Origin of the sequence: Daeguia caeni (assembly GCF_042653845.1) — a bacterium.
Taxonomy (GTDB): Bacteria; Pseudomonadota; Alphaproteobacteria; order Rhizobiales; family Rhizobiaceae; genus Brucella; species Brucella caeni.
Map to the genome: position 1 here is coordinate 1 of NZ_JBHSEL010000119.1, position 16,723 is coordinate 16,723.

The window sequence follows — 16,723 nt, forward strand, 5'->3', positions numbered from 1 at the left end:
ATCGCTGCGGTCAGCGAGGTCTTGCCATGGTCAACGTGGCCAATCGTGCCAATGTTGACGTGGGGTTTGGTACGTTCAAACTTGCTCTTTGCCATCGCCGTTCTTCTCTCGTCTACTAGAACCGCCTGCGCGCCAGTCCGAACCTTCCGAACTGGCTGTAATGTCCAGAAACGGAACGGCGAACCGTCCGTCAAATTGTCCTTACACGCCTATCCGCTCGCGGTAATTGGAGCGGGTAGCGGGAATCGAACCCGCGTATTCAGCTTGGAAGGCTGCTGCTCTACCATTGAGCTATACCCGCACACTCAAGACCCTGATCCGACAGTGGTGGAGGGAGTTGGATTTGAACCAACGTAGGCATAGCCAACGGATTTACAGTCCGTCCCCTTTAACCACTCGGGCATCCCTCCGGATATCACTATCAGCAGAGTCGAGCGACTAGGCATTTTCGCGGTGTTCCGAGTGAACCGTCCGGCTCAGTCGTCGTTCCGCGATGGCCTTATGACGATATGCGCTTTCGCTGTCAACAGGGTAAAATAGAAAAGAATGGTTATCTGTCCACAGCTTGCGAAAAGTTTCAGGGAAAACCGGATCCGACCAGGGCGCCTTGCCTGTATTTTTCTGCGTGTTCTGCCCTGTAGCTTCATGGATGACGCACAAACAAATTCGCTGAAGCGAATCTATCTTCCAGCGCGCTATGGCGCTATAAGCTGCCTATGACTGATCAGAATTCACCACGTTCCGCCAAAGATACCCATTATGCGCGCCTGCGCCGCCAGCATCGCGACCAGAAGGCCGCGGCCGAAGGCAAGGCACCGCGCCGGCCACAGCGTCCGGCTATCGCCGGCAGCACTGTCCCTGAAGGCACTGTGCGCCTTTACGGGCTGCATACGGTTCGCGCGGCGGTTGAAAACCCGGAGCGCAGGATCCTGCGCATGCTTGCCACGCGCAATGCCTTTGGACGGCTTGAAATAGGCGAAATCGATCAGTTGCCTTTCCCGGTTGAAATCGTTGAGCCACGCGCAATCGACAGGGAAACCGGCTCGGATGCCGTACATCAGGGCGTCATGATCGAAGCCCTGCCCTTGCGCGCGAAACGTCTTTCCGAACTGAAGGATAGTCCGCTTCTTCTTGTGCTCGATCAGGTCACTGATCCGCATAATGTCGGCGCGATCATGCGCTCGGCGGTTGCATTTGGCGCAGGTGCGCTGATTACCACCAGCCGACACAGCCCGCAGGAAACCGGCGTTCTGGCCAAATCCGCCTCAGGCGCGCTGGAAATGATTTCGCATATTGAAGTGCGCAATCTGGCCGAGGCAATCCAGGAATTGCACGCGCTCGGCTTCCAGACCATCGGACTTGATTCGGAAGGCCCGCTCGAAATGGAAGCAACCCTTGCCAGCGACCGCATTGCGCTTGTTCTTGGCGCTGAAGGTAAGGGATTGCGGCAAAAAACCCGCGAAACCGTGACAGCTCTTGCCCGGCTCGACATGCCGGGCGCCATCAAGTCGCTCAATGTCTCGAATGCAGCCGCGATTTCGCTTTATGCGGCAGAGCGCTATTTGCGCAATCGTGGCTGATTCGGCCCGCGAATCACGCAGTGGCAATATAGGTCCTGATTTCCTCGGCTTCGCGCTCGACATCTTCGATGCGCCGTTTGACCACGTCACCGATCGAAATGATTCCGACCAATTTGCCATTTTCCTCAACTGGCATGTGGCGGAATCGGTTTCGGGTCATGATTTCCATGACCTGATTGATCGTATGGCGCTCGTGACAGACCTGCACCTTTCTGGTCATGACTTCCGAAACAGGGAGATTGAGAGCCTCGGCCTTTTTCATACCCAGCGCGCCGACAACATCACGTTCGGAAAGAATACCGAGGATGCGTCGCGAATCATCACATACGACCAATGCGCCGATTCGATGCTGGTTCAAGACCGCTACGGCCTGACTGAGCGTATCGGTCGGGGCGATCACAACGACATCCCTGCCCTTGGCTTCGAGAATCGATCTTACCGTCATTCCCTACTCCTCCGAAAAGCGCCGGTTCGTTTACGAACCGCGTCCATGCAGCTCCCCGCTGCATTCCGGATGGTGCGCCTTGATTGCCCACAATGCAAGGGCGCAATCACCCCGCACTTCTGGCACCTGCCGGAGGCATGTCCTGCTCAGCGTCGCAGCAGTACGGCATCATAACTGCGCGGGCGATCAAGCAAGGATATGCCGAAGAAGCCGGCAACGAAGCCGCCAATATGCGCCTGCCAGGCAATGGAGGAATAATCCTGACCTTCTGAATAGAGACCGGTGGCGATATTGATGATGAACCAAAGGCCGACAAAGACGAGAACGGTGCGCAGGCGCAGCGTCAGACTGACCGGCAGGACGGGGCCGGCAAATTCCGAACGCCGGCCAAATTCCACGCGGCGAAAACCGAAACGCGCCGCAGCGCCCATCATGCCGGAAATTGCGCCCGACGCCCCGACAAGTGGCGTCGTGCTATCGGGATAGATGATGATATGCGTCAGACCAGCAACAACCGCTGTCAGAATCCAGAAAATGACAATGCGTCCCGCACCGATTCGGCCAGCCAGAGGCGAACCGAAGGCGGCAAGCCAGATCATGTTGACGACAATATGCGCAATACCGCCATGCATGAAGGAATAGCTGATGAGCGTGAACAGTGTTGCCGGATCGGTAAAACCACCAGCTAGGGTAAAGCGCGCCGGGATGATTGCAAAATTGGCGATGAAACGGAAATCGGCATCCGGCGTCGCGATACGGGTCTGATAGACATAGACGGCGACGCAAAGCCCGATCAGGACCAGAATCACACTGGGTATGTTAAAGACCGGCTCTCTGCCCCCCTGATTGCCTGTCCTGTAGGGTGAACCCGGTTGTGTTCCATTCATGGGGAGTCCTCAATTAACCCGATCACATGTCAGCCATTCGGTTCGGCCAGTTTCCAAGACTAGGGCGCGAATGGTTACAAATAAAGTCTGCTGACAATTTGTCCGCCTTGTCCCGCATGTGCGCCGTGTTCATGACAGAAACCGAAGCAATCACAAAAATGATTTATTTTCATAATCTTACGCAAAATTTCTGTTACCTTGAATCATTCTGCGCCTGTCAACGGTTAACGGATATTAACCTTAATTTCAAAGCGTGGTGGAACTGGTACGGCTGACACTGGAATCAGCGCCCTTAATGATATCTTAATAGGCCGGAAAGACGGACTGCCCGATCTGGCAGGCGAAACGGCTGATCATGAAACATCCGAGCACGATTGCGATTTTCAACGAATGGCAACGTCTGGCGTTCAACGCCGGACAGGGTGGTTTTGCGGTTCCAGCCCGTGCATCCATTGAGCCAAGAAAACTTGGCCGTCATCTGGCTGATCTCTTCATCGTCGAATCCGTCACAGACAGCGCCGGAACCACCTTCCGCATTGCCGGCACCAGGATCTGCACGCTTTATGGGCGCGAATTACGCGCAAGCCCCCTGTCATCCCTCTGGCCAGATCGTGACCGCCCTGCCCTCAATGAGATGATCGACACGGTCAATCGTCTTGGCATTCCTGCCCTGAGCATGCATCAGGGCATCACCGTGTCATCGCGCTGTGTCAGTCTGGAACTCCTGCTTGCGCCGCTTACCAAGAATGATGGACAGATCTGCCTTCTCGGCTGTCTCGTCGCGCTCGACCAGCAGGCAGGGGCTGCCTTTGATCCGGTCGTGGTCAATCACCTGCAGGCCATTGAGCCGCTTGCACCGGATCTGCTTCTCAATCCGGCAAAACCTGTAAAAGCGGTGCCAAGCGTCAAGTTTACCCGCCGCGCGCCCCGCCAGAACACGGCCACAGCCCTTGCGCGCGAGCCGGTTGAACGACCGAGGCTGCGCATCATCACTGGCGGCAAGGCCTGATCCTGCGGGAATTCAGCCAGAAAGAACAGTTGAAAAAAAAGCCTCATCCCGAATCGAATCAAATGGATAAGGCCTTTTGTTGAAAATGTGATTCAGCTTGCCGTCAGACCGGCTCCACGCCGCGCATGAAGATCTTGCCCTTTTCGACATAATGATCTGCCGAGGCGCGTAATTTTTTGAATGTCGCCTCATCCAGCTCACGTACAAGGCGTGCCGGTGTGCCCACAATCAGCGAATTGTCCGGAAATTCCTTGCCTTCTGTCACCAGCGCGCCGGCGCCGACGATCGAATTCCTGCCGATCCTGGCACCATTGAGAATGATCGCGCCCATGCCGATCAGCGTATTATCGCCGATAATGCAGCCATGCAGCATGGCCTTGTGTCCAATGGTGCAACCCTCGCCGATGGTGAGGGGAAAGCCCATATCGGTATGCATGACGCAATGTTCCTGCACATTGCTGTTGCGACCGATGGTGATGGGTTCATTGTCGCCACGCAGGACCGAGCCATACCAGAAGCTGACATTCTCTCCGATCACAAGTTTGCCGATCAGCACGGCATCCGGGGCAATCCAGTTGCTTGCCTGATCCGCAAATTGCGGCTTGTGACCATTATAGCTGTAGATTGGCATGTCTTCCTCCGCGCCCACCGATTCAGTCAGGTGCAGTTTATGCGACTGGATCCGCTTTGTGCAAAGCCAAAAGAAAATGCCCTCTTCGCCATCGCGAAAAGGGCATCTGTCTGTCTCGCTTGGTCGGCTTACAGATCCACGTCGAGGATCGCCATCGAGAAATTGTAGGACAGTTCCCCTTCATCCTCGTCCTTGTAGATCAGCCCCAGAAACTCATCATTCAGATAAAGTTCTGCCGAATCATTCTTGCGCGGACGCGCCTTGACCTGCAGGTTCGGATTATTGAAAGTCCGTTTGAAATAAGCATCCAGCTTCTTGATTTCTTCGGGTTTCAACCGGATTCTCCTAATAGATAACCTGAAAGCAATCCTCTTTCTCGCTCATCGAGATAGCCGCTTTCATTACTGATTTGCCGCGCTTCGGCTGGAAAGCCTGATGCTTTCGCTGCTGCGTTCGGTTCCGGTGTATTGCACCCGGCAATGTGCGAAGTAAACCCCGCCGGCCAGGCTTTTTCTGCACAACACGGTGTACACAGATATAGGAAACCGTCTGGCAAAATCCAGATCAGCGCAGAAAGTGCTGCTGCTTTCTGCGCGGACCAGTTTCAGATACCTTCGCCGAGAAGCTGGTCCATGACGCGAGCCGGTTCAGCACAGCCCGTCTCGCCAATGATCTTGGCCGGAACGCCTGCAACCGTGACATTATTGGGCACCGGCTTCAGGACGACAGAACCAGCCGCGATCTTTGAGCAATGGCCGACCTCGATATTGCCGAGAATCTTGGCACCTGCGCCAATCAGCACGCCATAGCGGATCTTCGGATGACGGTCGCCACTGGATTTGCCCGTGCCGCCCAGTGTGACACCGTGCAGAATGGAGACATTGTCCTCAATCACCGCCGTCTCGCCAATGACCACGCCGGTTGCATGATCAAAGAACAGGCCGCTGCCGAATTTGGCCGCCGGGTGAATATCCGTCTGGAAGACAGAGGATGAACGGCTCTGCAGATAATAGGCAAAGTCGCGCCGGCCATTATGATAGAGCCAATGTGCAAGGCGATGCGTCTGAATGGCGTGGAAGCCTTTCAGATAAAGCACCGGATCCATGAAACGGCTATAGGCCGGATCACGATCATAGACCGCCTGAATGTCCACGCGCAGTTCCTGCGACCATTCCGGACGTGCGCCAGCCATTTCGGCAAAGGCCTGACGCAGAATTTCAGCGCTCACATCCGCATGGCCGAGGCGTTCGGAAATGCGGTGAATCACTGCTTCTTCAAGCGATGGCTGATTGAGAATCGTCGTATAGATGAATGAGGCGAGAACGGGATCCCGTTCGGCCGCTTCATTTGCTTCCGCGCGTATTGCATGCCAGATTGGGTCAACCTGCCCCAATGCTGTATTTGCTGGCGCCGTCTTGCGAACGGACATTGTCAAACTCCATAGCTTTCACCGCTGCATGCTGTTGCCATAAGGCAGGCCGGAACGGAACGGCGATATTTGGTTCACAACATAACCGAAAATGGCAAGCCTTGACACTCGGAATTCATGCTTGCCGGTTTGTTGTCATCAAAGCGGATTTTCCGCCAGAAATTCAAGAACACCCTTTTTATAGACCTTGTCGCCAACTGCAAGCATGTGGTCACGCCCGGGAATTTCCAGCGCGCGGCCATTGGGCAACAGATCCGCCAGTTCCTGCGCATCCCCGGCAATGTCATCGGTCGTCCCCACGGCAACCAGAACCGGCTGCATGATGCGTGCAATGGCGGCGGCTGGCACCAGTTCCTTTGATGTCATCACACATGCAGCCAGGGCAAGCCGGTCACTCTTGGTCTGATCGGCAAATTTGCGGAACATCTGGCCACGCGGATGGGTAATGGTCGCCGGATCATCGGCAAGCAAGGCCGCCTCGATCGGTTCCCAGTCGCCTGCTCCTGTCACCATGCCAATGCCAAGCCCGCCAAAAACAAGGCTGTGCACGCGCTCAGAATGTTCCAGCGCAAGGAAGGCAGAAATGCGTGCGCCCATGGAATAGCCCATGACATAGGCCTTTTCGATGCCAAGATGATCAAGCAGGGCTGCGGCGTCGCCGGCCATCTGGCTTGGCGTATAATCGTCACGGTCATGACTCTTGGTCGACAGGCCATGGCCACGATTGTCGATGGCAATGACGCGATAGCCAGCCTCGGTCAGGACGCGGAACCAGCCCGGCGAAACCCAGTTTACAAGGCTTGACGATGCAAAACCATGAATGAGCAGGACCGGATCACCCGCGCCATCCTGGCGATAAGCCAGACGAAAGCCATCGTGGTCAAAATACTCGATATCGAACGCACCCAACGCACTTACCCTTTGCAGTCTTTTCATTTCGCAGCACAGGCACCGCAGATAACACGATGCAGCGCCTTGCCACCAACGCTTAAGCCAATTTTTCTGGCGGTTCCAGCATTGAGTTCCACGACAAAAGCCGCCGGCCCACCGGAAGATATGATCGCTTCGGAAAATGGCACCGCGTTTTCATGAATGGCCGTGATATTGCCCTTGGCATCCAGAAACACCATGTCGAGCGGCAATGGCGTATTTTGCATCCACATCATGATCGGACGGCTTATGCCCATCACGAACAGCATGGCACGATTTTGCGGAAAATCGGTACGAAACATCAGGCCGCGCATGCGTGTTTCATTCGTATCCGCAATTTCCACGTCAAATGGCGTCCTGCTGCCGTCACGGCTGACAAGAACAAGCGGCTCACGGTCAACCGGCAGGAGCATCGGTTCCGGCATCCGCGCAGAGGCTGCACAAGCAAACAAGACGCCAAGAAATGCAATTATGATCCTGCCCATGGGTGCCATCCATACTGCGCCTGAAACAGGACGCCATCCGAATTGCCGGTCTGCCTGCCCTGTCCTGCCTGCAGCTTTCGGCGTATCTCAAGGCTTATTGCAGTATGCAAGCGTCAGGCAGAATGCAAATCAACAAAATGCGGCGAACATGTTCGCAGCCATGCAGATTCTTGAAATGACCGGTTAGAAGCTGCCAGTCAATGCGAGACCGGCATGACCGTGCCGATATCCGGGTGAATTTCGGCGGCCATCAGCCCCTTTTCACCCGCGCCATAGCGGATCAGTACAACCTGTCCGGGGCGCAGTTCCATCATGCCAAAACGGCGCAGTGTTTCCATGTGGATGAAGATGTCTTCCGTGCCTTCGCCACGGGTCAGGAAACCAAAGCCCTTTGTGCGGTTGAACCACTTGACGATCACCCGCTCCAGACCGCTCGATGGCGTGACGACCACATGGGTGCGCTGTGGCGGCAGTTCGGACGGATGCACGGCTGTCGACGTGTCCATCGACAGGACACGGATACATTGCAGACCGCGATCCCCCTGCCTTGCCTCGCAGACAATGCGTGCGCCTTCAAGCGCAGTCTGGAAGCCATCGCGCCGCAAGGTCGTGACATGAAGCAGAATATCGGTCAGACCCGGCTGATCCGGAACCACGAAACCATATCCCTTTGCGACATCAAACCATTTGATATAGCCGGATGCTTCCAGAATATCGCCCAGTCCCTCCGAGGTGTACTGGCTGCGACACTGGTCGTTTGACGCAGATTTGATCGCCATGCGTTCACCTCTCCTCTGTTTAGGCCAGCCTTGCCATGGGCTCCGCCGGCGTTGCCTTCAACCTGATTCTGGCCTAATCCATGGCCCGATTCTGGCGTAAAGAATAACACTTCCTTAACAGGATGCGGCAAGCCTAAACTTTTATCTGCGCCCGTCAGGCCACAGCATTTGCATGTATATGGCTATTATTGCGCGTATTTAATATGCTTTTTTCCAGCATCCGGTGACACACTGGCAATATGATTTGAAAATACAAGAGGAATAAGCATGCGCTATCTACACACCATGGTTCGCGTCCGTGATCTGGAAGAATCACTGGATTTCTATGTAAACAAGCTGGGTCTCGAAGAGATTCGCCGCAAGGATTATGAAAAAGGCCGCTTTACTCTTGTCTTTCTCGCGGCCCCTGAAGATAGCGCGCGTGCCAAAGCTGCACGTGCCCCGGAACTGGAACTGACCTATAACTGGGACCCGGAGGATTATACGGGCGGACGCAATTTCGGCCATCTGGCCTATCTCGTCGATGACATCTATGCGCTGTGCGAAAAGCTGCAGAAAAGCGGTGTCACCATCAACCGTCCGCCGCGCGATGGCCACATGGCCTTCATCAGATCGCCCGACGGCATTTCCATCGAACTCATCCAGAAGGGCGATCCCCTGCCGCCAAGGGAGCCATGGGCTTCGGCTGAAAATATCGGCAGCTGGTAAGAAAAGGCCCGGCCAATCGGCCGGGCTTGTTCGTGAAATTATTCGGTTCCCTGAATTGCGGCAAGCAACCAGTTGCCACCGCGCTTGCGGGTGAATGTCCAAAGCTCCGTGCTTTCGGAAGGATGATCGGGGTCTCCCTCAAGGACGGCCCCCGTATTGCGATCGCGCATGACATCGATGGCCGAATAACGCATGGCAACGGTCGCATATTCGGTATCACCTTCGCGCCAGGCTTCCGAGACATCGCCCTGAAGCAGCTTTACATCCTTCACCTCATTGCGCTTGCCGCTGGAGGCCAGCTCGCCAAGCTCTTCGGCAAGATAGGACATGGCTTCCGGCGTGCAGAGCCTGCGCAGCGCAGCATAGTCTTCCCGGCCATAGGCACTCTGGATCTCGCCCAGCATTTCCTCAAAACGGTCGAGGTCGGCCTGTTCGACATCAATATCAACCTCTTCAACCACGGATGCTGCACCCCTGGCGTCAAAGGGATTGACCGAAGGGGTACGTCCGCCAAAGCCGGGCTGCGGGCTTGTGCCCTTCTGTGCCATCTGTGCGCCACCGAAAACCGACGATGCGGCTGTATTGCCGCCCATTGCGGCAGCCGCTCCTGCAGGCTGACGACGATTGGCAAACATGCGCATGATGAACATGGCTGCCAATGCAATCAGCGCAATCTGCAGCACCATGCCGAACATGCCAGCCAGACCACCAAAGCCATGGCCAAGCAACATGCCGATCAGGCCGCCGACCAGCAGACCACCCAGCATGGAGCGGCCAAAACCATTGAGGAAACCGAGCTTTGCCGTATTGGCAGCAGCACCGGCGGCAGGACGGCTTGCCTGCGTTGCATCAGGTTTCGGCGTCATGGAGCGTTCAATGGGGGCGGCATTGTTTGGCGCGGTGCGTGTTGGCGCTGGCGCCTGCCATGTCCGTGCACCACGGCTACCAAAACCCATACCCCCTGCACGGCGCGCATCAGCATAATCAACCGAGGCCAATGACGCGACCACGACCAGAGCGATTGCCATTGTGATTTTGGTCAGTCGTCCTGCGAAACGCAGCATACAATTCTCCTGTCAGCATTTCTTGATCGTCAATGGTGTCTATATAGGAATGCACTGCCTGTGCGCTCAAGGCGCAAAGGCAAAAAAATCCATCGCCTTACACCGGTTTTGCCGCATCAATGATCTGGATTTGCGGCATCACCGAACCATTCCAGTGATTGAGGCTGAGTGTCCCGGCAACATGCACGCTCTGGCCGATATTGTTGAACAGAAAGCGGCCGAGATCCCCTTCCGCCACGCGGAAAGCAATGGCATTGACACGCTTGCCATCGGCGCCACGCAGCGCCACACGCACGTGATCGCGCCCCACGCCGCGCACATCGGCCAGCACATGATGCGGCAAGGCAAGCACCGGCTGCGGATGGCCGGGGCCATAGGGCCCGGCCTTTTGCAGCGTTTCATAAAGCGAGACCGTGGCACCTGAAGCCGCCAATGCACCATCAATGGCAAGGCTCTGGTTTTCGCGCAATCTGGCAACGGCTGCCCTGGTTTCTTCCTCGAAATAGGCGCGCAAATCGCCAAGCTTCGAGCGTTCAATGGTAATGCCTGCGGCCATGGCATGGCCACCGCCCTTGACCAGCAGCCCCTTTTCCATCGCACCACGTACCAGACGTCCCAGATCGATTCCGGCAATGGAACGCCCGGAACCGGAGCCAACACCATTGGCATTGAATGCGATGGCAAAGGCCGGACGACGCGCCTTTTCCTTCAGCCGCGAAGCAAGAAGGCCAACAATGCCCGGATGCCAGCGCTCGCTAGCCGTGACAATGACTGAAGCCCCCTCTCCGCCAGAAATTTCAAGGGCGGCTTCGGCTTCCGCCTCCATCAGCATTTCCGCTTCCATGGCCTGACGTTCCTGGTTGAGCCGATCAAGCTCTGCCGCGATCCGGTCAGCCATGGCCGGGTCATCCAGCGTCAGAAGCCGCGCGCCAAGGCCGGCATCGCCGATGCGTCCACCGGCATTGATACGCGGGCCAAGCATATAGCCAAAATGAAAGGTGTTGAGCGGCTCGCCAATGCGCGCAACCCGCGCAAGTGCAGCAAGGCCGACATTGCTCTGCGAACGGGCAACCAATGTGCCCTTGACGACAAAGGCCCGATTGACCCCCTTGAGCGGCACCACATCGCAGATTGTTGCCAGCGCCACCAGATCAAGCATGGACAGAAGATCTGGTCCAGCAGTCCTGCCGCGCGCACGCAAGACCTTTGTCACCTGCACCAGTGTCAAAAAGACAACGCCTGCGGCACAGAGGTGGCCCTGCATGGAAAGATCGTCTTCGCGGTTGGGATTGACGATTGCAACCGCATCTTCCGGCAAGGCCCCGCCGACCTGATGATGGTCGAGCACGACGACATCAGCCCCTGCCGCACGCGCCGCCATGATCGATGGCGCACTGTTGGTGCCGCAGTCAACTGTGACAATCAGCGTAGCGCCCTTGCCGGCAAGCTCGCGCATGGCCTCCGGATTGGGACCATAACCTTCAAAGATACGGTCTGGAATATAGATCGAATGGGCAATGCCATGGGCTTTCAGAAAACGTGCCATCAGGGCGGAGGAACAGGCGCCATCCACGTCATAATCGCCAAAAATGGCGACCGTCTCGCGCCGCTCGATCGCATCGGCGATACGTTCTGCCGCCTTGTCCATATCGGTCAGGCTGGCCGGATCAGGCATCAGATTGCGCAGCGATGGATCAATGAATTCAGGCGCTTGCGCAACGCCCACGCCGCGCCCGGCCAAAACACGTGCCACCAGATCAGAAATGCCGTGATGCTGGGCAATGGCAAGCGCCGTATTGGCCTCGCGCATGTCAAGCCTGTCCACCCATTTCTGGCCGGTTGCTGAATGACGGATTCCGAGGAAAAGACGTTCTGAGTTCATACCCTTTTAAAGACAAAAGGCGGCATCTTTGCAATGCCGCCTTCGACCAGAAATTCTGGATGATGATCAGAACTTCGAAAGATCCTGATGCTTGGCCTTGATCTCGCGGATGGTCTGCGAGCTTGAACGCATCACGATCGTATGGGTCTGGATATAGTCACGGGCAAATTTCACGCCGGACAGCAGATTGCCATCGGTCACGCCGGTTGCGGCAAAGAGCACATCGCCCTTGGCCATTTCTTCCAGCTGGTAGACCTTGTTCGGATCGGCGATGCCCATCTTGGCAGCGCGTGCGATCTTTTCTTCCGTGTTGAGCTGAAGACGGCCCTGCATCTGGCCGCCAATACAGCGCAGCGCGGCAGCAGCCAGCACACCTTCCGGCGCGCCACCAATACCGAGATAGATGTCAATGCCGGTTTCATCCGGATTGGTGGTGTGCATGACGCCAGCAACGTCGCCGTCGCCAATCAGGCGGATGGCTGCGCCCGTTGCACGAACTTCTTCAATCAGGCGCGCATGGCGCGGACGATCCATGATGCAGGCCGTGATTTCGCTTGGCTTGACGCCCTTTGCCTTGGCAAGCGCATTGATATTGTCGGTTGGCGTCGCGTCCAGATCGACAATGCCCTTCGGATAGCCCGGGCCGATTGCGATCTTTTCCATGTAGACGTCCGGCGCATAAAGCAGGTTGCCCTTCTCGGCAATGGCAATCACTGCCAGCGAATTCGGCTGGTTCTTGGCGCAGATGGTGGTGCCTTCGAGCGGATCGAGCGCGATATCGACCTGCGGGCCCTGTCCGGTGCCAACTTCCTCGCCAATATAGAGCATTGGCGCTTCGTCGCGTTCACCTTCGCCGATCACAACCGTTCCGGCAATGGGAAGGCGATTGAGTTCCTGACGCATTGCGTCGACAGCCGCCTGATCGGCAGCCATTTCATCACCACGTCCACGCAGACGCGCCGCAGCAACTGCCGCGCGCTCGGCCACACGGACGAGCTCCAGCGTCAGAATGCGGTCCAGTCCATGAAGTTGTTGTTCTGCCGTCTTGGCCATTTGAACAAGTCCTAAATTCGATTGTGTTGAACATGGCGCGCAACGCGCCCGAAACATGCCTATAGTGCCAACAAGTTGTATCACTTGCCAACATTGTGCGACCCTTTTGGCAAAGTCCCCGCAAGGCTGCAAGGGCCTCGACGGAAAAAACATCGTGAGGTCAAACACTTAATCGATTTAAGAAAAACACGCTTCGTTTCACGCGATGCTCTTCGTGTGACCGGAGGGAAAAACGACAGCACAGGCGGAAGAAAAAGGCGCCGGCAATCAAGCCGGCGCCGTCAATTGCTGAACTGAACAGGCAGAAGGGTCAGCCTGCCCGCTCGATGCGGATCATCTGCGGCTTGTCGACCAGATGATCATCCTTCAGCATCGCATCCAGGGCCTTCTTGACGGCAGCTTCCGTCGTCTCATGGGTGACGAGAATGACCGTCTTCATGCCCTCGCCCGAGGTCTGATCCATTGGCGGACGCTGGACGATTGATTCCAGCGAAATGTCATTCTCGGCCATGCGCCTGGCAATAGCAGCAAAGGCGCCAATGCGGTCATGCACGGTCAGGCGGATGAAATAGCCGCCGGCATGTTTGCGCATCTTGGCGCGCTGATAGGGCTGCAAGGCCTTGGCAGGCGTACCAAAGACCGGTCCATGCTGGAAGCCCGGACGGCTTTTCGCAATATCGGCAAGGTCACCGATCACAGCCGATGCCGTGGCATTGCCGCCGGCACCGGGGCCGGACAACAGCAATTCGCCCAACAGATCGGTTTCAATCGCAACCGCATTGGTGACGCCATGGACCTGCGCAATCACCGATGAAGTTGGCACCATGGTCGGATGCACGCGTTGTTCGATGCCGGTTTCCGTTTTCTGCGCCACACCCAGAAGCTTGATGCGGTAGCCCAGCTCATCGGCGGCACGAATATCGGCCAGCGAAATATTGCTGATGCCTTCCATATAGACATCATCCACAGAGATCTGCGTGCCGAAGGCAAGGCTCGTCAGCAGCGCAAGCTTGTGGGCCGTATCATTGCCTTCAATATCGAAGGTCGGATCTGCCTCGGCATAGCCCAGACGCTGCGCATCCTTGAGGCAGTCCTCAAACGAAATGCCCTCTTCCCACATGCGGGTGAGAATATAATTGCAGGTGCCGTTCATGATGCCATAAACGCGCGACACCGAATTGCCCGACAGCGATTCACGCATTGCCTTGATGACCGGAATACCCCCGGCAACGGCGGCTTCAAAATTGAGCAGCACACCCTTTTCTTCGGCAATCTTTGCCAGTGCCACGCCATGACGCGCAAGCAGCGCCTTGTTGGCGGTGACAACATGGCGACCAGCGCGCAAGGCAGCTTCCACGGAAGCCTTGGCCGGGCCGTCCTCCCCGCCAATCAGTTCGACAAAGACATCAATCAGGTCTGATTTTGCCAGATCAACCGGATTGTCGAACCATTCGACGCCAGACAGATCCACGCCGCGGTCGCGATTGCGATCACGCGCGCTGACGGCGGTGACGGTGAGCGGCCGCCCACACTGACGAGTGAGCATTTCGGCCTTATCCCGCAGGATACGCAGCGCAGACGCGCCCACGGTGCCAAGTCCGGCAACACCGATCCGCAATGCTTCACTCATAGTATCGACCTTTTGATTGAAATGAGTTGGAGGGGATGAACCGGAAGGCTTTTTCTCCCGGTTCAAGGCTTGAAATCAACGGCGGCTTTCCAGCGCAATCACATTGTGCAGCTTCTCGTCCCTGGTAGCGAGGAACCGCTTGATGTTGCGGGCAGCCTGACGAATGCGATGTTCATTCTCGACCAGCGCGATACGAACATAGTCATCACCATGCTCACCAAAACCAATGCCCGGCGCAACGGCGACATCGGCCATTTCTATGAGCAGCTTGGAGAATTTCAGCGAACCGAGATGACGGAAGCGTTCCGGGATCGGCACCCAGGCAAACATGGTTGCCGCCGGCGGCGGAACATCCCAGCCAGCGCGGCCAAAGCTCTCGACCAGCACGTCACGACGCTGCTTGTAGACATTGCGGACATAGGCAATGTCCGAGCCATCACCATTCAGCGCTGCAGTTGCGGCAACCTGGATTGGCGTGAAGGCACCATAATCAAGATAGGATTTCACGCGCGTCAGGGCCGCAATCAACCGCTCATTGCCGACGGCAAAGCCCATGCGCCAGCCCGGCATGGAGAAGGTCTTCGACATGGAGGTGAATTCAACCGTCACATCGATTGCACCCGGAACCTCCAGCACCGATGGCGGCGGATTGTCGTCGAAATAGATTTCCGAATAGGCCAGATCCGACAGGATGATCAGATCGTGCTTGCGCGCAAAATCGACCACGTCCTTGTAAAAATCCAGCGTCGCCACATAGGCGGTCGGATTGGACGGGAAATTGAGAATGACCGCTATCGGCTTCGGGATCGAATGTTTCACCCCGCGTTCCAGCGCCGTGATGAAATGTTCATCCGGCCTGGCCGGGATCGAACGAATCACACCACCCGACATGATGAAGCCGAAAGAGTGAATCGGATAGGTCGGGTCCGGACAGAGCACGACATCGCCCGGCGCGGTAATGGCCTGCGCCATATTGGCGAAACCCTCCTTAGAGCCCAGCGTGGCAATGACCTGCGTATCGGGATTGAGCTTCACGCCAAAACGGCGCGCATAATATTGTGCCTGCGCGCGACGCAGTCCCGGAATGCCCTTGGAAGCGGAATAGCGGTGGGTGCGCGGATCCTGGACGGCCTCGCACAACTTGTCGACAATATTCTGCGGGGTCGGCAGGTCAGGATTGCCCATGCCCAGATCGATAATGTCGGCGCCTGCCGCTCGCGCCGATGCCTTCAGGCGGTTGACCTGTTCAAAGACATAAGGGGGCAAACGACGGACTTTATGGAATTCTTCCGACATATTCGTATCCAGTTAAGGGTTGGTGGTAACGGCATCCATGTGCCGCCGGGGGAGCTATACACGTCTTCTCGAATCGGGTCGAGATTTAAGACGCAACTGAAGCCTGACTTCATGCTGTTTCGTGCTTATTCAGCGTCAGAACCAGCTTCGATTTCCTTCAGCGTCGCATCGGTTTCCGCCAGGGTCTTCTTGCGGATGGCTGCCGCTTCGGCGGCACTCAGGCCTGCACCGGCATTCTTTGTCACCTTGAGACGCGTGCGATCGCCATCAAGACCACGGGTCAGTGCCGTTTGTTCGGCTGGGGTAAACTGTTGCGTGGCAGCCTTCGGCATGCGGCCAAAGGTCGGATAGGTGTCCGTGCGCTTTGCCCCTTCCTGAGGCGGCGCGCGAAATTCCTTGCTGGGAGCACAGGCGGCAAGCGCCATCGCCGCCATGACCGCCAGTACAGAGGTGGTTTTTCCGAGCGCGCGCTTTGCCATGTCCATATTTCCCGGTGTTCGTGCCTTCTTCAGGTCTTGCAACAGCCTGATAGATCTCAAGCAGGGATAGCATCAAGTCGACATGGGATGTCAACAAGGGAGTTCGTTTCAGCCGACAAGCTTATGCAAAAACCTGCCTGACACATCAATTATTACGAATGATTGCAGCCCTTAACAAACAGTTAAGCGCCAAATCAAGCCAGTCAGATATAAATTACAGTCGGCTTGTCACCTTCAAAGGTTGCGTTACAAGCTACAGAATAATAAAAATCTCGCCGGTTTTATTGTTTTTGAGGTGTAAACATCCTTCAACAAGGATGCATTGATGGTGGAAATTGTGATCGTCACTTAACATTTCGATCACACTCAACCATCTGGGGCTGGATTCGTTTTTGCGAAACCTTCCTCTGGACGTCGCAGGATTGCCTGATGCTGA

Annotated in this window: 18 protein-coding genes and 2 tRNA genes; 3 read left to right on the top strand and 17 right to left on the bottom strand. The window is 56.3% G+C overall.

What is annotated here, in order from left to right:
• From ACFO1V_RS12180 to ACFO1V_RS12190, 3 genes are all read right to left on the bottom strand, one after another.
• Positions 1-95, bottom strand: a 95-nt coding sequence (locus ACFO1V_RS12180; protein ID WP_002972655.1) for a GTP-binding protein, incomplete at its 3' end; no start/stop codon positions are given.
• 132 nt (positions 96-227) lie between these two features.
• Positions 228-301 (bottom strand) — tRNA-Gly (locus ACFO1V_RS12185).
• Positions 302-325: 24 nt separating this feature from the next.
• Positions 326-410: transfer RNA gene (locus ACFO1V_RS12190), tRNA-Tyr, on the bottom strand.
• Positions 411-716: 306 nt separating this feature from the next.
• On the opposite strand from ACFO1V_RS12190, the gene ACFO1V_RS12195 reads away from it, so the two are divergent.
• A complete protein-coding gene (locus tag ACFO1V_RS12195) occupies positions 717-1,580 on the top strand; it encodes a TrmH family RNA methyltransferase (protein WP_374830452.1) in 864 nt (287 codons plus the stop codon).
• Between the two features lie 13 nt (positions 1,581-1,593).
• On the opposite strand, the gene ACFO1V_RS12200 is transcribed toward ACFO1V_RS12195, so the two are convergent.
• Positions 1,594-2,025 (bottom strand): CBS domain-containing protein, encoded by a 432-nt coding sequence (locus tag ACFO1V_RS12200; protein WP_374830454.1) that lies wholly within the window; start codon positions 2,023-2,025, stop codon positions 1,594-1,596.
• Positions 2,026-2,171: 146 nt separating this feature from the next.
• Positions 2,172-2,912, bottom strand: a complete 741-nt coding sequence (locus tag ACFO1V_RS12205) for a rhomboid family intramembrane serine protease (protein WP_374830456.1) — start codon at positions 2,910-2,912, stop codon at positions 2,172-2,174.
• Positions 2,913-3,267: 355 nt separating this feature from the next.
• On the opposite strand from ACFO1V_RS12205, the gene ACFO1V_RS12210 reads away from it, so the two are divergent.
• Complete coding sequence (locus tag ACFO1V_RS12210) at positions 3,268-3,921, top strand: PAS domain-containing protein (RefSeq protein WP_374830458.1); 654 nt, start codon at positions 3,268-3,270, stop codon at positions 3,919-3,921.
• Between the two features lie 103 nt (positions 3,922-4,024).
• On the opposite strand, the gene ACFO1V_RS12215 is transcribed toward ACFO1V_RS12210, so the two are convergent.
• The 6 genes from ACFO1V_RS12215 to ACFO1V_RS12240 all read right to left on the bottom strand — a co-directional run bounded on the left by ACFO1V_RS12215 (position 4,025) and on the right by ACFO1V_RS12240 (position 8,175).
• A complete protein-coding gene (locus tag ACFO1V_RS12215; protein ID WP_374830460.1) occupies positions 4,025-4,552 on the bottom strand; it encodes a gamma carbonic anhydrase family protein in 528 nt (175 codons plus the stop codon).
• Positions 4,553-4,680: 128 nt separating this feature from the next.
• Complete coding sequence (locus tag ACFO1V_RS12220) at positions 4,681-4,887, bottom strand: DUF3126 family protein (protein ID WP_374830462.1); 207 nt, start codon at positions 4,885-4,887, stop codon at positions 4,681-4,683.
• A 269-nt stretch (positions 4,888-5,156) separates the two neighbouring features.
• Complete coding sequence (gene cysE, locus ACFO1V_RS12225; protein ID WP_374830464.1) at positions 5,157-5,981, bottom strand: serine O-acetyltransferase; 825 nt, start codon at positions 5,979-5,981, stop codon at positions 5,157-5,159.
• A 138-nt stretch (positions 5,982-6,119) separates the two neighbouring features.
• The gene (locus tag ACFO1V_RS12230) at positions 6,120-6,890 is read right to left on the bottom strand and encodes an alpha/beta fold hydrolase (RefSeq protein WP_374830466.1); all 771 of its coding nucleotides are present in this window, start codon (positions 6,888-6,890) and stop codon (positions 6,120-6,122) included.
• Positions 6,891-6,913: 23 nt separating this feature from the next.
• Entirely contained in the window at positions 6,914-7,396 is a 483-nt protein-coding gene (locus ACFO1V_RS12235; protein ID WP_374830468.1) for a DUF192 domain-containing protein, read from the bottom strand.
• Positions 7,397-7,593: 197 nt separating this feature from the next.
• The gene (locus ACFO1V_RS12240; protein WP_374830470.1) at positions 7,594-8,175 is read right to left on the bottom strand and encodes a cold-shock protein; all 582 of its coding nucleotides are present in this window, start codon (positions 8,173-8,175) and stop codon (positions 7,594-7,596) included.
• Positions 8,176-8,442: 267 nt separating this feature from the next.
• Between ACFO1V_RS12240 and gloA the strand changes: the two genes are divergently transcribed.
• Positions 8,443-8,883: a lactoylglutathione lyase gene (gene gloA, locus ACFO1V_RS12245; RefSeq protein ID WP_374830472.1), complete on the top strand. Its 441-nt coding sequence runs from the start codon at positions 8,443-8,445 to the stop codon at positions 8,881-8,883.
• 38 nt (positions 8,884-8,921) lie between these two features.
• On the opposite strand, the gene ACFO1V_RS12250 is transcribed toward gloA, so the two are convergent.
• From ACFO1V_RS12250 to ACFO1V_RS12275, 6 genes are all read right to left on the bottom strand, one after another.
• Complete coding sequence (locus ACFO1V_RS12250) at positions 8,922-9,947, bottom strand: Tim44 domain-containing protein (RefSeq protein ID WP_374830474.1); 1,026 nt, start codon at positions 9,945-9,947, stop codon at positions 8,922-8,924.
• Between the two features lie 97 nt (positions 9,948-10,044).
• Positions 10,045-11,829, bottom strand: a complete 1,785-nt coding sequence (recJ, locus tag ACFO1V_RS12255; protein ID WP_374830476.1) for a single-stranded-DNA-specific exonuclease RecJ — start codon at positions 11,827-11,829, stop codon at positions 10,045-10,047.
• A 66-nt stretch (positions 11,830-11,895) separates the two neighbouring features.
• The gene (gene glpX / locus ACFO1V_RS12260) at positions 11,896-12,882 is read right to left on the bottom strand and encodes a class II fructose-bisphosphatase (protein ID WP_374830478.1); all 987 of its coding nucleotides are present in this window, start codon (positions 12,880-12,882) and stop codon (positions 11,896-11,898) included.
• Positions 12,883-13,192: 310 nt separating this feature from the next.
• On the bottom strand, positions 13,193-14,512 hold the full coding sequence (locus ACFO1V_RS12265; RefSeq protein ID WP_374830480.1) for a homoserine dehydrogenase: 1,320 nt from the start codon (positions 14,510-14,512) through the stop codon (positions 13,193-13,195).
• A 75-nt stretch (positions 14,513-14,587) separates the two neighbouring features.
• Positions 14,588-15,808, bottom strand: coding sequence for an LL-diaminopimelate aminotransferase (locus ACFO1V_RS12270; protein ID WP_374830482.1), 1,221 nt, complete (start codon positions 15,806-15,808; stop codon positions 14,588-14,590).
• 125 nt (positions 15,809-15,933) lie between these two features.
• Positions 15,934-16,287: a hypothetical protein gene (locus tag ACFO1V_RS12275; RefSeq protein WP_374830484.1), complete on the bottom strand. Its 354-nt coding sequence runs from the start codon at positions 16,285-16,287 to the stop codon at positions 15,934-15,936.
• Between the last annotated feature and the right edge of the window lie 436 nt (positions 16,288-16,723).